18 protein-coding genes are annotated in these 19,530 nt (G+C 70.4%); 13 read left to right on the forward strand and 5 right to left on the reverse strand.

Annotated elements, in window-relative coordinates; translation table 11 throughout:
• Positions 1 to 10: 10 nt before the first annotated feature.
• Positions 11 to 1,531 (forward strand): ricin-type beta-trefoil lectin domain protein, encoded by a 1,521-nt coding sequence (locus CV755_RS27990; protein ID WP_109283035.1) that lies wholly within the window; start codon positions 11 to 13, stop codon positions 1,529 to 1,531.
• A gap of 184 nt (positions 1,532 to 1,715) precedes the next feature.
• Here the strand turns inward: CV755_RS27990 and CV755_RS27995 are convergent, their stop codons facing one another.
• Complete coding sequence (locus CV755_RS27995; protein WP_109283036.1) at positions 1,716 to 3,383, reverse strand: fumarate hydratase; 1,668 nt, start codon at positions 3,381 to 3,383, stop codon at positions 1,716 to 1,718.
• A gap of 171 nt (positions 3,384 to 3,554) precedes the next feature.
• Between CV755_RS27995 and CV755_RS28000 the strand changes: the two genes are divergently transcribed.
• Both CV755_RS28000 and CV755_RS28005 read left to right on the forward strand, forming a co-directional pair.
• Complete coding sequence (locus tag CV755_RS28000) at positions 3,555 to 4,214, forward strand: DUF1707 SHOCT-like domain-containing protein (protein ID WP_422070596.1); 660 nt, start codon at positions 3,555 to 3,557, stop codon at positions 4,212 to 4,214.
• A gap of 183 nt (positions 4,215 to 4,397) precedes the next feature.
• Positions 4,398 to 4,754 carry a WhiB family transcriptional regulator gene (locus tag CV755_RS28005; RefSeq protein ID WP_109283037.1) on the forward strand — a complete coding sequence of 119 codons (357 nt, stop codon included), beginning with the start codon at positions 4,398 to 4,400 and terminating at the stop codon, positions 4,752 to 4,754.
• Between the two features lie 155 nt (positions 4,755 to 4,909).
• Here the strand turns inward: CV755_RS28005 and glpX are convergent, their stop codons facing one another.
• Positions 4,910 to 5,941, reverse strand: a complete 1,032-nt coding sequence (glpX, locus tag CV755_RS28010; RefSeq protein ID WP_109283038.1) for a class II fructose-bisphosphatase — start codon at positions 5,939 to 5,941, stop codon at positions 4,910 to 4,912.
• Between the two features lie 201 nt (positions 5,942 to 6,142).
• Here glpX and CV755_RS28015 point away from each other — a divergent pair, with 201 nt between their 5' ends.
• Positions 6,143 to 6,688, forward strand: coding sequence for a DUF4245 domain-containing protein (locus CV755_RS28015; RefSeq protein ID WP_109283567.1), 546 nt, complete (start codon positions 6,143 to 6,145; stop codon positions 6,686 to 6,688).
• A gap of 32 nt (positions 6,689 to 6,720) precedes the next feature.
• On the opposite strand, the gene CV755_RS28020 is transcribed toward CV755_RS28015, so the two are convergent.
• The gene (locus tag CV755_RS28020) at positions 6,721 to 7,311 is read right to left on the reverse strand and encodes a malonic semialdehyde reductase (RefSeq protein WP_109283568.1); all 591 of its coding nucleotides are present in this window, start codon (positions 7,309 to 7,311) and stop codon (positions 6,721 to 6,723) included.
• Positions 7,312 to 7,400: 89 nt separating this feature from the next.
• Between CV755_RS28020 and CV755_RS28025 the strand changes: the two genes are divergently transcribed.
• Positions 7,401 to 7,640 carry an exodeoxyribonuclease VII small subunit gene (locus CV755_RS28025; protein WP_109283039.1) on the forward strand — a complete coding sequence of 80 codons (240 nt, stop codon included), beginning with the start codon at positions 7,401 to 7,403 and terminating at the stop codon, positions 7,638 to 7,640.
• Between the two features lie 198 nt (positions 7,641 to 7,838).
• On the opposite strand, the gene xseA is transcribed toward CV755_RS28025, so the two are convergent.
• Positions 7,839 to 9,044, reverse strand: coding sequence for an exodeoxyribonuclease VII large subunit (gene xseA / locus CV755_RS28030; RefSeq protein WP_109283040.1), 1,206 nt, complete (start codon positions 9,042 to 9,044; stop codon positions 7,839 to 7,841).
• Between the two features lie 45 nt (positions 9,045 to 9,089).
• On the opposite strand from xseA, the gene CV755_RS28035 reads away from it, so the two are divergent.
• Positions 9,090 to 10,088 carry a 4-hydroxy-3-methylbut-2-enyl diphosphate reductase gene (locus tag CV755_RS28035; RefSeq protein WP_422070608.1) on the forward strand — a complete coding sequence of 333 codons (999 nt, stop codon included), beginning with the start codon at positions 9,090 to 9,092 and terminating at the stop codon, positions 10,086 to 10,088.
• A gap of 82 nt (positions 10,089 to 10,170) precedes the next feature.
• Positions 10,171 to 10,932: a polyphosphate--glucose phosphotransferase gene (ppgK, locus tag CV755_RS28040; RefSeq protein WP_109283041.1), complete on the forward strand. Its 762-nt coding sequence runs from the start codon at positions 10,171 to 10,173 to the stop codon at positions 10,930 to 10,932.
• On the opposite strand, the gene CV755_RS28045 is transcribed toward ppgK, so the two are convergent.
• On the reverse strand, positions 10,829 to 11,443 hold the full coding sequence (locus tag CV755_RS28045; protein WP_109283042.1) for a DUF6542 domain-containing protein: 615 nt from the start codon (positions 11,441 to 11,443) through the stop codon (positions 10,829 to 10,831). The two genes, ppgK and CV755_RS28045, sit on opposite strands and share 104 nt — an antisense overlap.
• 177 nt (positions 11,444 to 11,620) lie before the next feature.
• On the opposite strand from CV755_RS28045, the gene ychF reads away from it, so the two are divergent.
• The 6 genes from ychF (at position 11,621) to CV755_RS28075 (ending at position 19,476) form a co-directional block, all read left to right on the forward strand.
• On the forward strand, positions 11,621 to 12,709 hold the full coding sequence (gene ychF / locus CV755_RS28050) for a redox-regulated ATPase YchF (protein ID WP_109283043.1): 1,089 nt from the start codon (positions 11,621 to 11,623) through the stop codon (positions 12,707 to 12,709).
• A 468-nt stretch (positions 12,710 to 13,177) separates the two neighbouring features.
• Positions 13,178 to 13,930 carry a GntR family transcriptional regulator gene (locus tag CV755_RS28055; RefSeq protein ID WP_109283570.1) on the forward strand — a complete coding sequence of 251 codons (753 nt, stop codon included), beginning with the start codon at positions 13,178 to 13,180 and terminating at the stop codon, positions 13,928 to 13,930.
• Positions 13,931 to 14,202: 272 nt separating this feature from the next.
• The gene (locus tag CV755_RS28060; RefSeq protein ID WP_241561422.1) at positions 14,203 to 15,852 is read left to right on the forward strand and encodes an APC family permease; all 1,650 of its coding nucleotides are present in this window, start codon (positions 14,203 to 14,205) and stop codon (positions 15,850 to 15,852) included.
• A gap of 181 nt (positions 15,853 to 16,033) precedes the next feature.
• A complete protein-coding gene (locus tag CV755_RS28065; protein WP_109283045.1) occupies positions 16,034 to 16,207 on the forward strand; it encodes an SPOR domain-containing protein in 174 nt (57 codons plus the stop codon).
• A 147-nt stretch (positions 16,208 to 16,354) separates the two neighbouring features.
• Positions 16,355 to 16,795: an ATP-binding protein gene (locus CV755_RS28070; RefSeq protein WP_241561423.1), complete on the forward strand. Its 441-nt coding sequence runs from the start codon at positions 16,355 to 16,357 to the stop codon at positions 16,793 to 16,795.
• A gap of 170 nt (positions 16,796 to 16,965) precedes the next feature.
• Positions 16,966 to 19,476, forward strand: a complete 2,511-nt coding sequence (locus CV755_RS28075; protein ID WP_109283571.1) for a SpoIIE family protein phosphatase — start codon at positions 16,966 to 16,968, stop codon at positions 19,474 to 19,476.
• Positions 19,477 to 19,530: the final 54 nt, after the last annotated feature.

Here is a 19,530-nt window from a genome sequence, read left to right on the forward strand (position 1 = left end):
GGGAGGCTTTATGACACGCAGACCCACCCTGCGCTGTTCTCTCGCCGCCGTCGCGGCTTTCGCAGCCGTTTTCGGTGGATTGGCCGCAAACGGCCCCGCCGCCCACGCGGGAACGCACTCGCGGTTACGCGTCACCCCCCTCAGCCCGGAACTGGAGAGGATCCGGGCCGCGGAGTCCGTCAAGCTCTACGGCGACAGTGCGCAGCGTCCGCTCGCCGACCGTAAGACCTCGCTGATCTCGCTGGGTGACAGCGAGATCTCGGGGGAGGGGGTGGGTGTGTACGAGCCGGGCACCCATGGCCCGGACAACTGGTGCGACCGCTCACCGGACGCGGCCATCCACCGCACCGCCATACCGGCCGATGTGACCTACAACGTGGCCTGCTCCGGCGCGTACACCGGCAACATCCGCATCGGCGGCAGCAAGCAGTACCCCGATGAGCTGGTGCAGAGCGACAATCTGGCGATCAAGGCCCGCAACACCCGGGTCAAGCTGGTGCTGCTGGTGGCCGGGGCCAATGACGACCTGCAGTTCGGCCCGGTGATGACCGACTGTGTGACCCGCTTTGTCACCCTTCAGGGGCCCTGTGAGCCCAAGTACGCGCCGGACTGGCAGGCCAGGGTGAACGGGCTGGTGCCCAAGGTCGAGCAGACGGTCAGGGATCTGCGGACGGTGATGACCAATGCGGGCTATGCGAACGGCGATTACAAGCTGGTGGTGATGGGCTACCCCAGCCCCATCGGGCCGGATGTCGAGGACAACCCCGACTTCCCCGGCAAACTCCCGGGCGGGTGCATGGGTTACACCTCGGACGCGGCCTGGGGCCGCAATGCGGCGGTGCCCGCCTTTGAGCGCGGGATGCGCAAGGCGGCGCTGGAGGCCGGGGCGATCTATCTGGACAACTCCCGGCTGTTCCATGGCCATGAGGTGTGCATGGAGAACACCTGGGCGCGCGGGCTGTGGATCGACCTGTCCAACCCCATTCCGCCCAACGCCAATTCGGTGCGCCAGTCCTTCCACCCCAATGAGCGCGGGCATGCCGCCTTCGCGTCCTGTCTGAGCCAGCTGTACGCCTCGGACTACCGCGAGGCGGGGTGTGCGGACCCGGCGGGCAATGGGACGCCCGTACTGCGGAAGGGCGCCTGGGACGACGCCTTCCGGCCGCTGAGGAACGCCGCGACGGGCAGCTGTATGGACGCGTACGGGGCGAGCAGCGCCAATGGCACGGAGGTGGGCGGCTGGGACTGCACGGGCGTCCGTAACCAGGGCTGGTGGTACGACGCACGGGAGCAGTCGCTGCACAGCGAGTTGACGCACGCGCGGTGCCTGGATGTGCCGAATGGGTCCTATGAGGCCGGCGTGGGGCTGGAGTTGTGGAAGTGCCACGGCGGCACCAACCAGCGGTTCACCGTCTCCGGCGGCACCATCCGGCCCGTGGGCGCACCGCAGTTGTGCCTGACGCTGGGAGCGGCGAAGGACGCGGTGCGGCTGCAGAAGTGCGCGGGTACGGCCGCCCAGCGCTTCGCGTAACCGAGCTCACCGGTGGGCGGTTGCCCGCTGCCGTCGGCGGCATCGTCCGGCCGCGGGGCGGGGAACCGGCCACCGTGGCGCCGGGCGGTCGGGCGGGGAGCCGCCCCCCCCGGGGCACCCGCCCGCCGGGCGGGAAACCGCCCGCCATGGGCGCCCGCACCGGCGGCCGGGCGCCCCGCGGCGGTCAGCTGCCCGGTCGCACCGGGATCGAGGTGAACGTCGGTGCCGGAGCCGGGTCGGTGAAGAAGTCGTTGCCCTTGTCGTCCACCACCACAAACGCCGGGAAGTCCTCGACCTCGATCTTCCAGACGGCCTCCATGCCGAGTTCCGCGTACTCGACGACCTCCACCTTCTTGATGCAGTCCTGCGCCAGCCGGGCCGCCGGGCCGCCGATGGAGCCCAGGTAGAAGCCGCCGTGCGCGGCACAGGCGTCGGTGACCTGCTTGCTCCGGTTGCCCTTGGCCAGCATCACCTTGGAGCCGCCCGCCGCCTGGAACTGCTCGACGTAGGAGTCCATCCGGCCGGCCGTGGTCGGGCCGAACGACCCGGACGCGTAGCCCTCCGGCGTCTTGGCGGGACCGGCGTAGTAGACCGGGTGGTCGCGCAGATACTGCGGCATCTCCTCACCCGCGTCCAGCCGCTCCTTGATCTTCGCATGTGCGATGTCCCGCGCGACCACCAGCGGACCGGTCAGCGAAAGCCGGGTCTTCACCGGGTACTTGGTGAGCTCGGCCAGGATCTCGTCCATCGGCCGGTTGAGGTCGATGCGCACCACGTCTTCGTCGCCCAGGTGCTCATCGGTCGTGTCCGGCAGGAACCGGGCCGGGTCGGTCTCCAGCTGCTCCAGGAAGACGCCCTCGGCGGTGATCTTCGCGACGGCCTGGCGGTCGGCGGAGCAGGACACCGCGATGGCCACCGGGCAGGAGGCGCCATGCCGCGGCAGGCGCACCACGCGTACATCGTGGCAGAAGTACTTGCCGCCGAACTGGGCGCCGATGCCGATCTTCTGGGTGAGCTCGAAGACCTTCTCCTCCAGCTCCTTGTCCCGGAAGCCGTGGCCGAGTTCGGAGCCGGACTCCGGCAGTTCGTCCAGGTAATGCGCGGAGGCGTACTTGGCGGTCTTCAGCGCGTACTCGGCGGAGGTGCCGCCGACCACGATCGCCAGGTGGTACGGCGGGCAGGCGGCCGTACCCAGCGAACGGATCTTCTCCTCCAGGAACTTCATCATGGAGCCCTCGTTGAGGACCGCCTTGGTCTCCTGGTAGAGGAAGGACTTGTTGGCCGAGCCGCCGCCCTTGGCCATGAAGAGGAACTTGTAGGCGCCGCCGTCGGTGGCGTAGAGCTCGATCTGGGCCGGCAGGTTGGAGCCGGTGTTCTTCTCGTCCCACATGGTCAGCGGGGCCATCTGCGAGTAGCGCAGATTGAGCTTGGTGTAGGCGTCGAAGATGCCGCGGGAGAGGGCCTGTTCGTCGCCGCCCTCGGTAAGGACGTTCTGGCCGCGCTTGCCCATCACAATGGCGGTGCCGGTGTCCTGGCACATCGGGAGCACGCCGGCGGCCGCGATATTGGCGTTCTTCAGCAGGTCCAGGGCGACGAACTTGTCGTTGGGGCTGGCCTCGGGGTCGTCGATGATCTTCCGCAGCTGGGCCAGGTGGGCCGGGCGCAGATAGTGCTGGATGTCGTGGATCGCCTCTTCCGCGAGCTTGCGCAGCGCCTCCGGCTCGACCTTGAGGAAGGTGCGGCCGTCCGCCTCGAAGGTGGACACGCCCTCGGAGGTGACCAGTCGGTACGGGGTGTTGTCCTCGCCCAGGGGCAGCAGATCCGTATAGGCGAACTCAGACGGGGCAGACATTGCGGCGATTCCTCACTCGGCAGGCAGCTTGGCTGGCGTCCTCGACAGCGCCCTCCAGCGTAGGCCCGTCGCCCGGGACGTCGTCTGTGAGGTAGGGCTCAGTCCCTCGTAGGGGGCTCGGCCCCCGCCGGGCCTATCGCGATCTATCGCGTTTGGTTTACCCTGTGGGACGTGGACGAGTCAGCTCTGGACAAACAGGTGGCCAAGGTGCCGCTGACCAAGACCGCCCCGGCCGGGCCGGCGCTGCGCGCCTCCGACGCGGACCGCGACCGGATAGCGGAGATCCTGCGCGAGGCGCTGGCCGAGGGGCGGCTCACCGCCGAGGAACACGCGGAGCGGGTGGAGGGCGCCTACCGGGCGCGTACGCTCGCCGAGCTGGAACCGCTGGTGCACGACCTGCCCGCGGCGTACCGCCCGGCGGACGCCCCGGCGCCGGAGCGCCCGCCGGCGGACGGAGTGCGCCCGGAGGCGGGGGCGAATCTGATCGCGGTGTTCGGGGGCGCCGGGCGCAAGGGGCGCTGGCAGGTGCCGGCCCGGATCAACGCGGTCGCGATCTTCGGCGGGGTGGAGATCGATCTGACCGAGGCCACCTTCACCCAGCAGCATGTGGTCATCAACGTGGTGGCGCTGTTCGGCGGGGTGGACATCAAGTTCCCCGAGAATGTCTCGGTGCGCTGCACCGGTACGGGCATTTTCGGCGGCTTTGACGTGAGTACCCATGAGGCGCCGGATGCGCAGGCGCCGGTCATCACGGTGACGGGTTGCGCCATTTTCGGCGGGGTCGCCGCAAATCCCAAGCGGGGCAAGCGGGTTCGGAACCTGAACGACTAGCGCGCCCCGGCGCGGTGACGGGCGGTGTTCCGCTCATGGCAACGGTGTGAATAAGCACGCGCACAGCGGGTAAAGCTTGGTGCATCGTCTCTCGTACGGCTGCGGGTGCGAATGGCCGTGCAGGGTGAGACGGGCAAATGGTGACTCAAATCGGCCGAGCAAAGCCGTCGTCAGGAGTAGACCGTGCTGCTACCGCATCAGCCCCTGCAGGAAGCCGCCGTTCCGTCGCCGCGGATCGCTCCGCGGGATCAGGCAGGCCCCTGGCATTCGGAGGCGGTGTGCCGCCGGGATGAAGCCGGGCTCTTCTTCGCACCATCGAAGGAGCCGACGGCCGCGCGACTGTCCCGGGAAGAGGCGGCCAAGCGTGTCTGCGCCCGCTGCCCGGTGATGGTCGAGTGCCGGGAACACGCCCTGCTCCAGCCGGAGCCCTATGGGGTGTGGGGCGGGCTCACCGCCGCCGAGCGCCGGGTGGTGCTGGCCCGTCGGCGGCGACGGGACGCGGAGCTGCAGCGCTCCACCCGGATCGCCGCCGCCGGTTGAGGTGGTGTGCTGTTCAACGGGCCGGGCCCCGCCGCGAGTTGACGGCGGGGCCCGGCCCGTTGAACGGCGTACCTCGTCAGTTGGGGCGCTTTCTTCCTCGGCTGGGGACGTGCTTCGTCAGCCGGGGCGTGCTTCGTCAGCCGGGGCGTGCTTCGTCAGCTGGGGCGCTCGAAGTCGATGGCGCTGTAGGCGCGCAGCTTGGACAGCCGGTGGGTGGAGTCGATCTGCCGGATGGTGCCGGACTTGGAGCGCATCACCAGCGACTGGGTGGTGGCTGTCTCGGCGCGGTAGCGCACTCCGCGCAGCAGGTCGCCATCGGTGATTCCGGTGGCCACGAAGAACACGTTCTCACCCTTGACCAGGTCGTCGGTGCTCAGCACCCGGTCCAGGTCGTGCCCGGCGTCCAGGGCGCGCTGCCGCTCCTCGTCGTCGCGCGGCCAGAGCCGGGACTGGATGGTGCCGCCCAGGCACTTGATGGCGCAGGCCGCGATGATGCCCTCGGGGGTGCCGCCGATGCCCAGCAGCAGATCGACGCCGGTGCCCTCGCGGACGGCCATGATGGCGCCGGCCACATCGCCGTCGGAGATGAACTTGATCCGGGCGCCGGCCTCGCGGATCTCCTTGACGATGCCCTCGTGGCGGGGGCGGTCCAGCACCACCACGGTGACGTCCTCACAGGAGGAACGCTTCGCCTTGGCGATCCGGCGAATGTTCACTCCCACCGGGGCGGTGATGTCCACGAAGTCGGCCGCCTCCGGGCCGGTGACCAGCTTGTCCATGTAGAAGACCGCGGAGGGGTCGAACATGGAGCCGCGCTCGGCCACGGCCATCACCGAGACGGCGTTGGCCATGCCCTTGGCGGTGAGGGTGGTGCCGTCCACCGGGTCAACGGCCACATCGCACTCGGGGCCGGTGCCGTCGCCCACCCGCTCGCCGTTGTAGAGCATCGGGGCGTTGTCCTTCTCGCCCTCGCCGATGACCACCACACCGTTCATCGAGACGGTGCCGATCAGTGCGCGCATGGCCCGTACCGCCGCGCCGTCGGCCCCGTTCTTGTCCCCGCGGCCCACCCAGCGGCCCGAGGCCATGGCGCCGGCCTCGGTGACCCGGACCAGCTCCAGGGCCAGGTTGCGGTCGGGCGCTTCCGGGCTGACCTCCAACTGGGACGGGAGGTGATGATCGGTCATCGGGCGCACCTTTCTGGACGGCTACGGGCCGTGGGGCCCTCCCTGTCCCGGGTGGGCCAGGAGGGTGACGGTGTCCATGACTTTATCCGTTGATTGCGAGAATGAGCAGAGCGCCCTACGCATGAGCGGCGTCAAGGGCGGGCGGGGGCGCGAGGCCGTCCCGCCGTCAAGATCGGCCGGGCCATGGGGGACCATGGTGGGGTGGCAGGCAGGAACGGTAAGAACCAGACGGTCCGGAACATGGTGCTGTCGTTGGCGGTGGTGGTCCCCATGGCCGGGGTCAGCTACCTCTTCATCCCGCACGACAGCCGGGGCATGCAGCCCGCCCGGACCGTCGATTACCGGGTGGAACTGGACACGGCCCGGCGCGCGGCCCCCTATCCCGTGCTGGCGCCCGAGGGGCTCGGCGGCGACTGGCGGGCGACCTCGGTGACCTACCGGGTGGACCAGCGCACGGGCAAGGTATGGCACCTGGGGTTCCTGGACCCGGACACCGAGTATGTGCAGCTGGAGCAGAGCGACGGGCCGGCCGTCTCCTTCATCGACGACTCCACCCAGCACGCGGAGAAGACCGGGCGCACCCAGCGGGTGGGCGGCGCCGTCTGGCAGCGCTATGAGGGGCCCAGGTACAACGCGCTGGTGCGCCAGGAGCGCGGGGTGACCACGGTGGTGGCCGGGACCGCCTCCCAGGAGCGGCTTGCGCAGATGGCCGCCGCGCTCAGGCCCGGCGGGAAGAACCCGGGCTGAGTGCGGCGGCCATCGCTTGGGCCGGTGTCGCGTCAGATGACGGTGGCCGCCTGGTCGAAGGACAGGCGCGGGGCGCGGGGACGGTAGGCGTCCTCGCCCGGCTTGCCGACGTTGATCACCATCAGCGGGGTGTGCTCGTCGTCCAGGAACTCCTTGCGCAGGGCCTCGGCGTCAAAGCCGGTCATCGGGCCGGCCGCCAGACCGGCCGCGCGCAGGCCCAGGATGAGGTAGCCCGCCTGCAGCGCGCCATTGAGCAGGGCGGAGTTCTCGCGGACCGGGCGCTCGGCGAAGAAGACATCCTTGGCCTGCGGGAAGGCCGGGAAGAGCGTCGGCAGTTCCTGGTGGAACTCATTGTCGGTGGCCACGATCAGCGACAGCGGGGCGGTGCGGGTCTTGGCCTGGTTGCCCTCGGCCATGACCGACACCAGACGCTCGCGGGCCTCGGCGGAGCGGACCAGCACCAGGCGCAGCGGCGACTGGTTGAAGGCGGTCGGGGCCAGCTTGATCAGGTCGTAGACGGCCTGGATCTGCTCGTCGGTGACGGGCTCGTCGGTGAAGGTGTTGGCGGTGTGGGCCTCGCGGAAGAGGAGGTCCTGGGCGGCGGGGTCAAGGAAGAGGCTCATGGGCTCCACCATAGGCCAGAATTATGTGAAGCTTCAACTAAATCGGATGAGGCCCACCTCACCCCGCGCCGGACCCCTACCCTGGCGCCATGACCGACACCGAACAGACCACCGACGACCTCGGCGCCCTGGGCTATGAGCAGGCCCGGGACGAGCTGATCGAGGTGGTGCGCCGGCTGGAGACCGGCGGCACCACCCTGGAGGAGTCACTGGCCCTGTGGGAGCGCGGCGAGGCACTGGCCAAGGTCTGCCGGCACTGGCTGGAGGGCGCCCGCGCCCGACTGGACGCGGCGCTGGCGGAGGAACGGGAGTCGGAAGACGGGGACTGAGGAGTCCCCGGGGGCCCGGGTGCTCTTGTCCCGGGTGCTCTCGCTCCACCGCGACGACGAGCCGCCACCCTCCGCCCGGTCCGGCGACCGCGACGGTGACCGGCCGCCCCGGCCGGATGCGGCGACGACGCGGCGCCCGCGCCCATGACATCGCCCGCACCCTAGAGAGCGCCCGCACCCATCAGACGGAGAACCGCCTCAGCGGACCCGCACCGTGAACTCGCCCTCCGCGACCCGGGCGCGCAGGTCCTCCCCCTCCGCCACCTGCGCGGGGGCCCGTACCACCGCCCCGTCCGTACGCTGGAGCACCGCATAGCCGCGCCGCAGGGTGGCCGCCGGGGACAGCGCCACCACCCGGGCCAGGGTGTGCGCCAGCTCGGAGTCGGCCCGGTCCAGCAGGTGGCCCAGGGTGCGCCGGGCCCGCCCGGTGAGCGCGGAGATCTCCTCCTCGCGCTCGTCCACCATCCGCTGCGGACGCTCCACACAGGGCCGGGCCCGTACCGAGGCCAGGCCGCGCTCCTCGCGGTCCACCAGCGCGGTGACACAGCGCCGCGCCCGGTCGCGCAGCTGCCGCACCCGCAGCAGTTCCTCGCCCACGTCCGGCACCACCCGCTTGGCCGCGTCGGTGGGCGTGGAGGCACGCAGATCGGCCACCAGGTCCAGCAGCGGGCTGTCGGGCTCATGGCCGATCGCCGAGACCACCGGGGTGCCGCAGGCGGCCACCGTCCTGATCAGGCGCTCGTCGGAGAAGGGCAGCAGGTCCTCCACGCTGCCGCCGCCCCGGGCCACGATGATCACGTCCACCCCGGCCAGCGCGTCCAGCTCCCGCACCGCCTCGATCACCCGCGGCACCGCCTGCGCCCCCTGCACGGGGACATTGCGCACCTCGAAGCGGACGGCGGGCCAGCGGTGCCGGGCGTTTTCCAGCACATCCCGTTCGGCCGCCGAGGCGCGCCCGCAGACCAGGCCGATCAGCTGGGGAAGGAAGGGCAGCGGCCGCTTGCGCTCGGCGGCGAACAACCCCTCCGCGGCCAGCGACCGCTTCAGCTGCTCCAGCCGGGCCAGCAGCTCGCCCACCCCCACCGGGCGGATCTCGGTGGCCCGCAGCGAGAGTGAGCCCCGGGGCGCGTACCACTCGGGCTTGGCGTGCACCACCACTCGCGCGCCCTCCGAGACGACGTCCGCGACCTGGTCGAAGACGGCGCGGTAGCAGGTGACCGAGAGCGAGATGTCATGCGCCGGGTCGCGCAGCGTCAGGAACACCACCCCGGCTCCCGGGCGGCGCGAGAGCTGGGTGATCTGCCCCTCGACCCATACCGCGCCGAGCCGGTCGATCCAGCCGCCGATCAGCCGGGACACCTGGCCGACGGGGATCGGGGCCTCGGGGGACGTCTGGAGAGCCATGCGGTGAGCGTAGCGGTGGGCCGGGTGACGGTGGCGGCCCGTACGATGGAGCGCATGACCGCCAAGCCTGCCCGCAAGGTTCTGCTCGCCGCCCCCCGTGGCTACTGCGCGGGCGTGGACCGCGCCGTGATCGCCGTCGAGAAGGCCCTGGAGCAGTACGGCGCACCGGTGTATGTGCGCCATGAGATCGTCCACAACAAATATGTGGTCAAGACCCTGGAGAAAAAGGGCGCGATCTTTGTGGACGAGACCGCGGAGGTGCCCGAGGGCAACATCGTGATCTTCTCCGCGCACGGGGTGGCTCCGGTGGTCCACGAGGAGGCCAAGCGCGGCAAGCTGGCCACCATCGACGCCACCTGCCCGCTGGTCACCAAGGTCCACAAGGAGGCCGTCCGCTTCGCCAAGGAGGACTACGACATCCTCCTGATCGGCCATGAGGGCCATGAGGAGGTCATCGGCACCAGCGGCGAGGCGCCCGAGCACATCCAGCTGGTGGACGGTCCGGAGGACGTGGCCAATGTCGAGGTCCGCGACCCCGACAAGGTCGTCTGGCTGTCCCAGACCACCCTCTCCGTGGACGAGACCATGGAGACCGTGGACGCCCTCAAGGGCCGCTTCCCCAACCTCCTCTCGCCGCCCAGCGACGACATCTGCTACGCCACCCAGAACCGCCAGACCGCCGTCAAGCAGATGGGCGCCGAGGCCGACCTGGTGATCGTGGTCGGCTCCAAGAACTCCTCCAACTCGGTCCGGCTGGTCGAGGTCGCCCTCGGCGCCGGCGCCCGGGACGCCCACCTGGTGGACTACGCCGAGGAGATCGACGAGAGCTGGCTGGAGGGCGTGAGCACGGTCGGCGTCACCTCCGGCGCCTCCGTCCCGGAGATCCTGGTGCAGGGTGTGCTGGAGTGGCTGGCCCAGCGCGGCTTCGAGGACGTCGAGGTGGTCACCGCCGCCGAGGAGTCCATCACCTTCTCCCTCCCCAAGGAGCTGCGGCGCGACCTGCGCGCCGAGGCCGCCCAGGCGGCGGGTACGGCCGGGGAGTAACCGGAGCAGCCGGAGCCAGCGAAGCACCGGAGTAACCGCCACCGAGGGGTGCGGGCCGCCCGCGGCCCGTAGCGTGAATCCCATGGACGTATTCGGTGTGGACATCGGCGGCTCGGGCATCAAGGGCGCACCGGTGGACCTGACCCATGGCGAGCTGGCGGGGGAGCGCTTCAAGGTGCTCACCCCCCAGCCCTCGACGCCCGAGGCGGTCGCCGGGCGGGTCAAGGAGGTCGTGGACCACTTCGGCTGGAGCGGCCCGGTGGGCGTCACCTTCCCCGGAGTGGTGGTCCAGGGCACCACACGCACCGCCGCCAATGTGGACCGGCAGTGGATCGGCACCGACGCCGAGGCGCTGCTGGCCGGGCGGCTGGGGGTGCCGGTCACGGTGCTCAATGACGCGGACGCGGCCGGGCTGGCCGAGATCACCTATGGCGCCGGACGGGGCCGCAAGGGCACCGTGATCGTGCTGACCTTCGGCACCGGCATCGGCAGTGCGGTGTTCACCGGCGGCCGGCTGGTGCCCAATACCGAGCTGGGCCACCTGGAGCTGAACGGCCATGACGCGGAGACCCGCGCCTCCAGCCGGGCCAAGGAGGAGGGGGATCTCAGCTGGCCTCGCTGGGCGCGCCGGGTACAGCGCTATCTGGCCCATGTGGAGCGGCTGTTCTCCCCGGAGCTGTTCATCATCGGCGGCGGCGTCAGCCGCAAGGCGGACAAGTTCCTGCCGCTGATCGAGGGGATCAGCGCCGAGGTCGTGCCTGCGCAGCTGGAGAACACCGCGGGGATCGTGGGGGCCGCGATGGCCGCTTCCGCTGCGCGATCCGTGCCAGCTTCCGCTGTCTGATCCAGGCCAGCCGCCGCACCAGCGCCACCAGGGCGGCCAGCAGGGTGCCGCCGTAGAGCCAGCCGGCCTGCAGGGACAGAAAACTCACCAGCCCCATCAGCTGGCCGGCCAGACCGCGGGTCCCGTCGTCCACCGGGACGGCGCCCACCGCGAAGGCGATGGGGACGGCCACCGGGGCGGCCAGCCACTCGGCCGGCCTGATCATCAGCGCACAGGCGGCGCAGGCCAGCAGGAAGCACCCGCCATAGGCGGCGGGCGAGCCGGCCAGCAGGGCCGAGTCCAGTGCTCCGGTCACCAGCATGGCGCCGGTGGTGAGCAGCCCGCCGCCCAGCCCGGTCAGCCGGGCGGCGGACAGCCGCCGCAGCACCCTGGGCAGCCGGGGCGGGGTGCGTCCGCCGCCCATCCGGTAAACCGTTCCTGCGGAGCCCTGGCCCAGGGGGACGGCCGGGCGGGGCACCGGCGAGGGACGGCCGGGCCGGTGCGGGGTGCTGCGCGTACTGGGTCGCTCCACCCGACCAAAGTAGGTTGAGAACCGGGAGAAATCCGGCGTTGGACACGCCGGTCACATCACCTCGGCCATTCGTTCGGTGAGTCATTCGTACGGGGCAGGGTGCCGATGGCGCCCCGTAGACTGGTTGACCGGCCCGACCGCGGGCCGCGGACCCGCCTTACTACAGGAAGTCGTCACGTGTCGCTCACGATCGGAATCGTCGGTCTGCCCAACGTCGGCAAGTCGACGCTGTTCAATGCCCTGACCAAGAACGACGTGCTGGCGGCCAACTACCCGTTCGCCACCATCGAGCCCAACGTCGGCGTGGTGGGCGTCCCCGACCCCCGGCTGGCCCGGCTGGCGGAGATCTTCGGCTCGGCCAAGATCCTCCCCGCCACCGTGGACTTCGTGGACATCGCGGGCATTGTGCGCGGCGCTTCCGAGGGTGAGGGCCTGGGCAACAAGTTCCTCGCCAACATCCGCGAGTCGGATGCCATCTGCCAGGTCATCCGCGCCTTCAAGGACGAGAACGTGGTCCATGTGGACGGCAAGGTCTCGCCCAAGGACGACATCGAGACCATCAACACCGAGCTGATCCTGGCGGACCTGCAGACCATCGAGAAGGTGCTGCCCCGCCTGGTGAAGGAATCCCGCATCCAGAAGGACAAGGCCGCCAAGGTCAAGGCGGTCGAGGAGGCCAAGGCCATCCTGGAGGAGGGCAACACCCTCTTCTCCGCGGGCATCGTCCAGGGCACCGAGAAGCACGAGCCGCTGCACGACCTGCACCTGCTCACCACCAAGCCCTTCCTCTACGTCTTCAACGTGGACGAGGAGGAGCTCACCGACGAGGCCTTCAAGAACGAGCAGCGCGCCCTGGTCGCCCCCGCCGAGGCCATCTTCCTCAACGCCAAGCTGGAGGCCGACCTGGCCGAGCTGGACGACGAGGAGGCCCTGGAGCTGCTCCAGTCCGTCGGCCAGGAGGAGCCCGGCCTGGCCACCCTGGCCCGGGTCGGCTTCGACACCCTGGGCCTGCAGACCTACCTCACCGCCGGTCCCAAGGAGACCCGCGCCTGGACCATCAAGAAGGGCGCCACCGCCCCCGAGGCGGCCGGTGTGATCCACACCGACTTCCAGAAGGGCTTTATCAAGGCCGAGGTCATCTCCTTCGACGACCTGATCGCCACCGGCTCGGTCGCCGAGGCCCGCGCGGCGGGCAAGGCGCGCATGGAGGGCAAGGACTATGTGATGGCGGACGGGGACGTGGTGGAGTTCCGCTTCAACGTCTGACGCTGACCAACGGACAGACCAGAGGGGGCCGGTTCCTTCGGGAACCGGCCCCCTCTGCGAACTTCACCGTGAGTGCGGGGGCAACCCCATGCCGCCGATCGGTTCGCGGGTGCGCACCGTCGCCCCGCTGTCGGCCCGTCAACTCCCCCTTGGAACACGCCGGTTGGGCAGCCGTGCCGACTCCGGCAGCAGCTCGATGGCTGACCAGCCGTCAGGGGAAGGTCACCGCTTGCCGCTCCGCCGTGGGGGTGTCCGACCGGTGCGGCGCGCGTGGCGGATGTGACCGCCGAGACGGCGGATGCCGCCTGAGCGAGGGTGCCGCCGGGGCGCGGCCCGGCTCCCGTCCCAACCCCGCCCACACCCCGTTGAGCTGCAATTCACCACATCTGGTGAATCCATGGCCTTGAGTTGCGGTCGGCAACCGAGGGTTGCCAAGCTGTTGCGGACCGTCAACCTCTGGGAGTGACCGTGGCTTTCGGTGACCAGCCCGCCTACCTCCGTGTCGCCGGCGATCTCCGCCAGAAGATCGTCGCCGGTGAGCTGCCGCCGCACACCCGGCTTCCCTCCCAGGCCCGCATCCGTGAGCAGTACGGGGTCTCCGACACCGTCGCCCTGGAGGCCCGCAAGGTGCTGATGGCCGAGGGCCTGGTCGAGGGCCGTTCCGGCTCCGGCACCTATGTCCGGCCCCGGCCCGAGCGGCGCGCGGTGGTGCGTACTGGCTACCGCTCGGCGGGCGAGTCCTCGCCCTTCCGCCAGGAGCAGGCGGACGTCAAGGTCAAGGGCGCCTGGGAGGCGCGCAGCGAGCAGCGGGTGGCGGACGAGGCCGTCGCCGAGCGGCTGCGCATCGAGGTGGGCGCCCGGGTGATGCGCACCGAGTATCTGTACCGGGTGGCGGGGGAGCCGGCCATGCTCTCCACCTCCTGGGAGCCGCTGGCCCTCACCGGCCGGACGCCGGTGATGCTCCCCGAGGAGGGCCCGCTGGCCGGGCGCGGGGTGGTGGAGCGGATGGCCGCCATCGACCTGGTGGTGGACAACGTCGCCGAGGAGATCAGCGCCCGTCCCGGGCTGGCCCAGGAGACCCTGGCGCTGGGCGGGGTGCCCGGTCACTGGGTGCTGGTGGTCTCCCGGACGTACTTCGCCGGCGGCTGCCCGGTGGAGACGGCGGATGTGGTGATGCTCGCCGAACGGCACCGGATCGCTTATCACCTGCCGGTGAAGTAGCCGTTTCGGCACCGTTCCGGCAGCACGAACTTACCCGCGAGTCAGCTTAAAGGCACTGGAAAATCCCTTCCGTTTACCCCGGCCCATGGGAGGGATGTGTGGCCTGTGCACCAATGTGTCCGCATTTGCTGGTCGGCCACTCTCTGTTGCAAACCTCACATAGCCCGTCCTCAGGGCCTTTTGGCAGGACCAACTTGGCCAAATCGCTCGTACGATGGCGCGGTTTGTGTCCTGCCATGGGGGAGATCAGAGAGCAAAGGAGTACCGGGGCGTTGAGTACCGAACAGGGTTCCCACTCCCATTACCGCCGGACCCTCGGTCCGGTGGCCCTGACGGCCGTCGGCCTCGGGTCGATCATCGGATCCGGCTGGCTCTTCGGTGCCCAGCGGGCCGCCGGTATCGCCGGCCCGGCCGCGATCGTCGCCTGGGTGATCGGCGCCGTCGTCGCGCTGACCATCGCGCTGACCTACAGCGAGCTGGGCGCCATGTTCCCCAAGGCGGGCGGCATGGTGCGTTACGGCCAGTACTCGCACGGCTCGCTGGCCGGTTATCTGGCCGCCTGGGCCAACTGGATCGCCATCGTCTCGGTCATACCCGGCGAGGCGACCGCCTCCGTGCAGTACATGAGCTCCTGGAAGTGGGCCTGGGCCAAGGACCTCTACAACGGCAAGGAGCTCACCGGCAGCGGTGTGGCCCTCGCCAGCGTCCTGCTGGTCTTCTACTTCTTCCTCAACTGGTTCGCGATCACCCTGTTCGCCAAGACCAACAACGCGATCACCGTCTTCAAGGTCGTCGTCCCGGTGCTCACCGCCGGCGCCCTGATGTACGCGCACTTCGACACCCACAACATCCACACCGCCGGCGGCTTCACCCCCAACGGCTGGAGCGCGGTCTTCACGGCCGTCGCCACCTCGGGCATCGTCTGGGCGTACAACGGCTTCCAGTCCCCGCTGAACATGGCCGGTGAGGCCCGCAACCCGGGCAAGTCGCTGCCCAAGGCGGTCATCGGCTCCATCCTGATCGCGCTGGTCATCTACATCGCGCTCCAGGTCGCCTTCCTGATGGCCGTCCCCTCGCACGACCTGTCCGCCGGCTGGAAGGCGCTGACCTTCAAGTCCCCGCTGGCCGACCTGGCCACCGCCTGGGGCCTGAACTGGCTGGCCATGATCCTCTACGCGGACGCCTTCATCTCGCCCTCCGGCACCGGCATGATCTACGCCGCCACCACCTCGCGCATGATCCACGGTGTGCAGGAGAACGGCCACCTGCCCGGCGTCTTCGGCAAGGTGGACAAGAAGACCGGCGTTCCGCGCCCGGCCCTGGTGCTCAACCTGGTGGTCGCCTTCCTCTTCCTGGCCGTCTTCCGTGGCTGGGGCTCGCTGGCCGAGATCGTCTCGGTGGCCACCGTGATCTCCTACATCACCGGCCCGGTGGCCGTGATGTCGCTGCGCCGGATCGCCCCGGACCTCAAGCGCCCGGTCAAGCTGGTCGCCATGCCGGTGATCGCCCCGATCGCCATGGTCTTCGGCTCGCTGGTGCTCTACTGGGCCAAGTGGCCGCTGACCGGCAAGGTCATCCTGCTGATGGCGGCCGGCCTGCCGATCTGGGCCTTCTATGAGCTGCGCAAGCCCTGGGCCGAGCTCAAGCCGCACCTGAAGGCGGGCGCCTGGATGGTCGCCTACCTGTTCGTCATGTCGGCCGTCTCCTATGCGGGCAGCACCAAGTTCAACGGCCATGGCTACCTGGCCGAGGGCTGGGACATGCTGCTGGTGGCCGCGATCGGCCTGGCCTTCTACTACTGGGGTGTCAGCAGCGCCTGGCGCAACCCCACTCTGGTCCAGACCGAGAAGGAGATCCTGGCCGCCCAGGCGGCCGAGGAGGCGGTGGCGGACGCTCCGGTGGAGCCCGCCCAGACCCGCTGATCACCCTCAGGTGGCCGAATGCGCATCTCTTCGTGAAAACCCGTATCCGCTGCGTAAAGGTCGGGCGTACGCTCGGGCATATGCGGACTGCGGTTTCTTCACGAGGCGCTGACGGGTGTGCGCCGGTGCGGTCTGCGCCGGCGCACGCCGCTATGGTCACGACGACGGAAGGGCAGGGGCGATGACCGACAACGGGGCGGCCCTGCCCTGGCTGGTGATCCGCCAGGACGACAACGGCAACCGCTACCGCGTCGGCCGCTATGCCACCAGGACCGAGGCCGAGCGGGTGGCGGACCGCCTGGACGCCAAGGGTCACAAACAGCTCTACATCGTGGAGCGGGTGGGCCGGGCCTGAGTGCCCGGCCGGCACGCCGCGGCTGAGCCACGCGCGCCCCCGCCACCCGGCGGCAGCCGGGATACGCCGACCCCCATACCGGGTATGTGCTGATTATTCTCCCCAATTCGGTCAAGTGTGCCGATGGGATCACGGCAGGTGTGGGAAGTGATCGGCGTGAGCGACAGCACTGGGACTCTGGCCTCGGCCCCCGGATTCGCCGAGTGGACCTTCCCCGCGGAGGCCGGAGCCGTGCGCACCGCCCGTACGCTGGTGCGCGACACCTTGCACGAGTGGGGCATGTCCGCCCTGACCGATGTGACGGTGCTGCTGGTCAGCGAGCTCGTCACCAACTCCCTGCGCCACGCCGGCGCGCCCATCGGAGTGCGGATGTCCGCCCCCCGCGACGGGGCGCTGCTGGTGGAGGTCTCCGACCCGGTTTCCGAACCGCCCCGGGAACGCAGCGCCCATCCCGAGGACGAGGGCGGCCGCGGACTGCAACTGGTGGCACTGGCCTCGCGCCGCTGGGGTACGCGTCGAGGCGAGAGCGGAAAGACCGTGTGGTTCGAACTGGGCTTGCCGGGCCGGGAAGCAGGGGAGGACACATAGCGGGTTGAGACCGTGCTGTGATCGTGAAGTCCGTGTCCCAAGGACTCCCCGTGCTGGATACTCGGCCTTCTGATGCCGGTGCGAGCACTTCAGCCGGAGGGGACGGGCACGTGAGCGAACAGCAGGCGGGTACTGCGGCGGACGGGACCGAGGGCGCGGACGCCACCGTGATGTGGCAGAACAGCCCGCCCGGCTCCCTTTATGACTACATCCGTGTCGCCTCCTTCTCGCTGGACCCCGCCGGCCGGATCGAGCAGTGGAGCGAACGGGCCGCCGAGCTGTTCGGAATAGAGCCCGCCCAGGCCGTGGGCAGAGACCCGCGTGAGGTCTTCGCCGCCGCCCCGTCATCTCAGGGGGCGCCGCGGCGGATCCCCATTTCGGGGGAATTCCCGGAGGGCGACCGGCCGTGGACCGGGCTGGTCCCCTATCAGCGGGACGGGCAGCGGCAGGGCCTGGCCGAGATCTATGTAATGCCCAGTCAGAATGCCCATGGCGAAAGGGCCGCGCTCTGTGTGGCCGTCGATGTAAGGGCGATGCAGGGGATAGAGACCGACATCGCCGCCTCGGAAGCCGTTTTCGGCCAATCTCCGCTGGGCTTCTTCTTCTTCGGTACGGACCTGCGGCTGCTCCGGGTCAATGAGAGCTTTGCCCAGACCTTTGGCCGTCCCGCCGAGTGGCACCGGGGCCGTACCCCGCATGACTTCCTGCCGCGCACGGAGGCCGAGCGGCTGACCGCGGCCCTGCGGCAGGTCCTGGACAGCGGACGGCCGGTGGCCGATCTGCAACTGGTCGGCCCGGTCCCCGGGGAGAGCGAACGCCGCCGCTGGTCGGTCTCCCTCTACCGGCTGCACAGCGGCAGCGGCCGGCCGATCGGGGTGGCCGCCATCGCCACCGATGTCACCGGGCGGCGCCGCGCCGAGCGCGAGGCCGCCGGCGTACGGCGCAACCTGGCGCTGCTCAACGAGGCCGGCGCCCGCATCGGCACCTCGCTGGACCTGGAGACCACCGCCCGCGAGCTACTGGATGTGGCCGTGCCCCAGTTCTGCGACCTGGCCTCGGTCGATCTCTACCAGGGCCTGCTGGTCGGCGACGAGGCCCCGCCGGGGCTGGCCGACGGCAGCGCCGAGCTGCGCCGGGTGGCCTCCGCCAGCGCCGTCTCGGGCGCCCCCCGGGCCACCGACGACAAGCCCATCCAGGTCGGCGAGGTGCACCGCTACCCCTTCCACTCGCCCTGCGCCGGGGCGCTGCGCACCGCCCAGCCGCAGGCCATCCCCGGCCGGGAGAGCACCGAGACCTCCGAGCTGGGCGACTCGGTGCGCTCCACGCTGGCGGTGCCGATGGTGGCCCGGGACACCGTGGTGGGCCTGGTGCAGTTCACCCGCACCAAGGGCAGTGAGCCCTTCGGCGACCGGGACACCGCGCTGGCGGTGGAGCTGGCCTCGAGGGCGGCGGTGTGCATCGACAACGCCCGGCTCTACCGCCGGGAGCACGAGCGGGCGCTGATCCTCCAGCGCAGCCTGCTGCCCCCGGTTTCCCCGGAGGCGGCCGGGCTGGAGATCGCCTGCCGCTATCTGCCCGGGAACGCGGCCACCGAGGTGGGCGGCGACTGGTTCGATGTCATCGAGCTGCCGGGGCACCGTACCGCCCTGGTGGTGGGCGATGTGATGGGCCGCGGACTGCGGGCGGCGGTGGCCATGGGCGAACTGCGCACCGCGGTACGGACCCTGGCCATGCTGGACCTGGAACCGGCCGAGGTGCTCTCCCAGCTGGACGAGATCGCGCACGGCCTGGGGCGCCCCGGCGGCACCCAGTCCGCGCCGCGCGGGGTGCGCGGGAGCGTACGGCCCGCCGACCTCTCCGAGGTGTACCTGGCGACCTGTGTCTACGCGGTCTACGACCCGGTCACCCGGCGCTGTACGGTCGCCAATGCCGGGCATCTGCCGCCGGTGCTGGTCGAACAGGGCAAGCCGGCCCGGCTGTTGGAGGTGCAGCCCGGGATGCCGCTGGGGGTGGGCGGCGAGCTCTTCGAGGAGACGGTGGTGGAGCTGCCGGACGGGGCGCTGCTCGCCCTCTACACCGATGGCCTGGTGGAGTCCCGGGACCACCCGCTGGACGAGGGGCTGCAGGCGTTCCGGGACGCGCTCACCGATCCCGCGCGGCCGCTGGAGGACGTCTGTGACCATGTGCTGGGCGCGCTGGACACCCACCATGGCGAGGACGACATCGCCCTGCTGATGGCCCGGCTGCGCGGGCTGCCGCCGGACCATGTGGGGGACTGGACGCTGCCGCCCGAGCCGCGCTCCGTGGCGCGGGCGCGTGAACTGGCGCGTGAGCAGCTGCCGTTGTGGGGGCTTGAAGCCCTGGTGGATACCGCCGAGTTGCTGGTGAGCGAGCTGGTCACCAATGCGCTGCGGTATGGGGAGGGGGAGATCCGGCTGCGGTTGCTGCTGGACCGTACCTTGGTGTGTGAGGTGTGGGACGGGGGGCTGGTGCAGCCTCGGCGCCGCCGCGCCAATGACACTGATGAGGGTGGACGGGGGTTGCAGTTGGTGGGGTTGCTGAGTGCGGCTTGGGGGTCGCGGCGGATCCCGCACGGCAAGACCGTTTGGTTTGAGCTGGCGTTGCCGGGGGGTGGGGGTGAAGTCCCGGACGCCGTTGAGGCGTTGATGTCGCTCTACTGACGTTCCGGTGGGCGGGCATCGCCTCTGCGGGGCGTAAGTCTCCTGCCCGCAGGG

Origin of the sequence: Streptomyces orinoci (assembly GCF_003121295.1) — a bacterium.
Classification (GTDB): Bacteria; Actinomycetota; Actinomycetes; order Streptomycetales; family Streptomycetaceae; genus Streptomyces; species Streptomyces orinoci.

Excerpts from the sequence above, each read along its gene's own strand:
- CV755_RS27990 (WP_109283035.1), top strand. The coding sequence starts at position 11 with ATGACACGCAGACCCACCCTGCGCTGTTCTCTCGCCGCCGTCGCGGCT.
- glpX (WP_109283038.1), bottom strand. The coding sequence starts at position 5,941 with ATGACCGATCATCACCTCCCGTCCCAGTTGGAGGTCAGCCCGGAAGCG.
- CV755_RS28025 (WP_109283039.1), top strand. The coding sequence starts at position 7,401 with ATGACCGACACCGAACAGACCACCGACGACCTCGGCGCCCTGGGCTAT.
- xseA (WP_109283040.1), bottom strand. The coding sequence starts at position 9,044 with ATGGCTCTCCAGACGTCCCCCGAGGCCCCGATCCCCGTCGGCCAGGTG.
- CV755_RS28065 (WP_109283045.1), top strand. The coding sequence starts at position 16,034 with ATGACCGACAACGGGGCGGCCCTGCCCTGGCTGGTGATCCGCCAGGAC.
- CV755_RS28035 (WP_422070608.1), top strand. The coding sequence starts at position 9,090 with ATGGAGCGCATGACCGCCAAGCCTGCCCGCAAGGTTCTGCTCGCCGCC.
- CV755_RS28020 (WP_109283568.1), bottom strand. The coding sequence starts at position 7,311 with ATGAGCCTCTTCCTTGACCCCGCCGCCCAGGACCTCCTCTTCCGCGAG.
- CV755_RS28075 (WP_109283571.1), top strand. The coding sequence starts at position 16,966 with ATGTGGCAGAACAGCCCGCCCGGCTCCCTTTATGACTACATCCGTGTC.
- ppgK (WP_109283041.1), top strand. The coding sequence starts at position 10,171 with ATGGACGTATTCGGTGTGGACATCGGCGGCTCGGGCATCAAGGGCGCA.
- CV755_RS27995 (WP_109283036.1), bottom strand. The coding sequence starts at position 3,383 with ATGTCTGCCCCGTCTGAGTTCGCCTATACGGATCTGCTGCCCCTGGGC.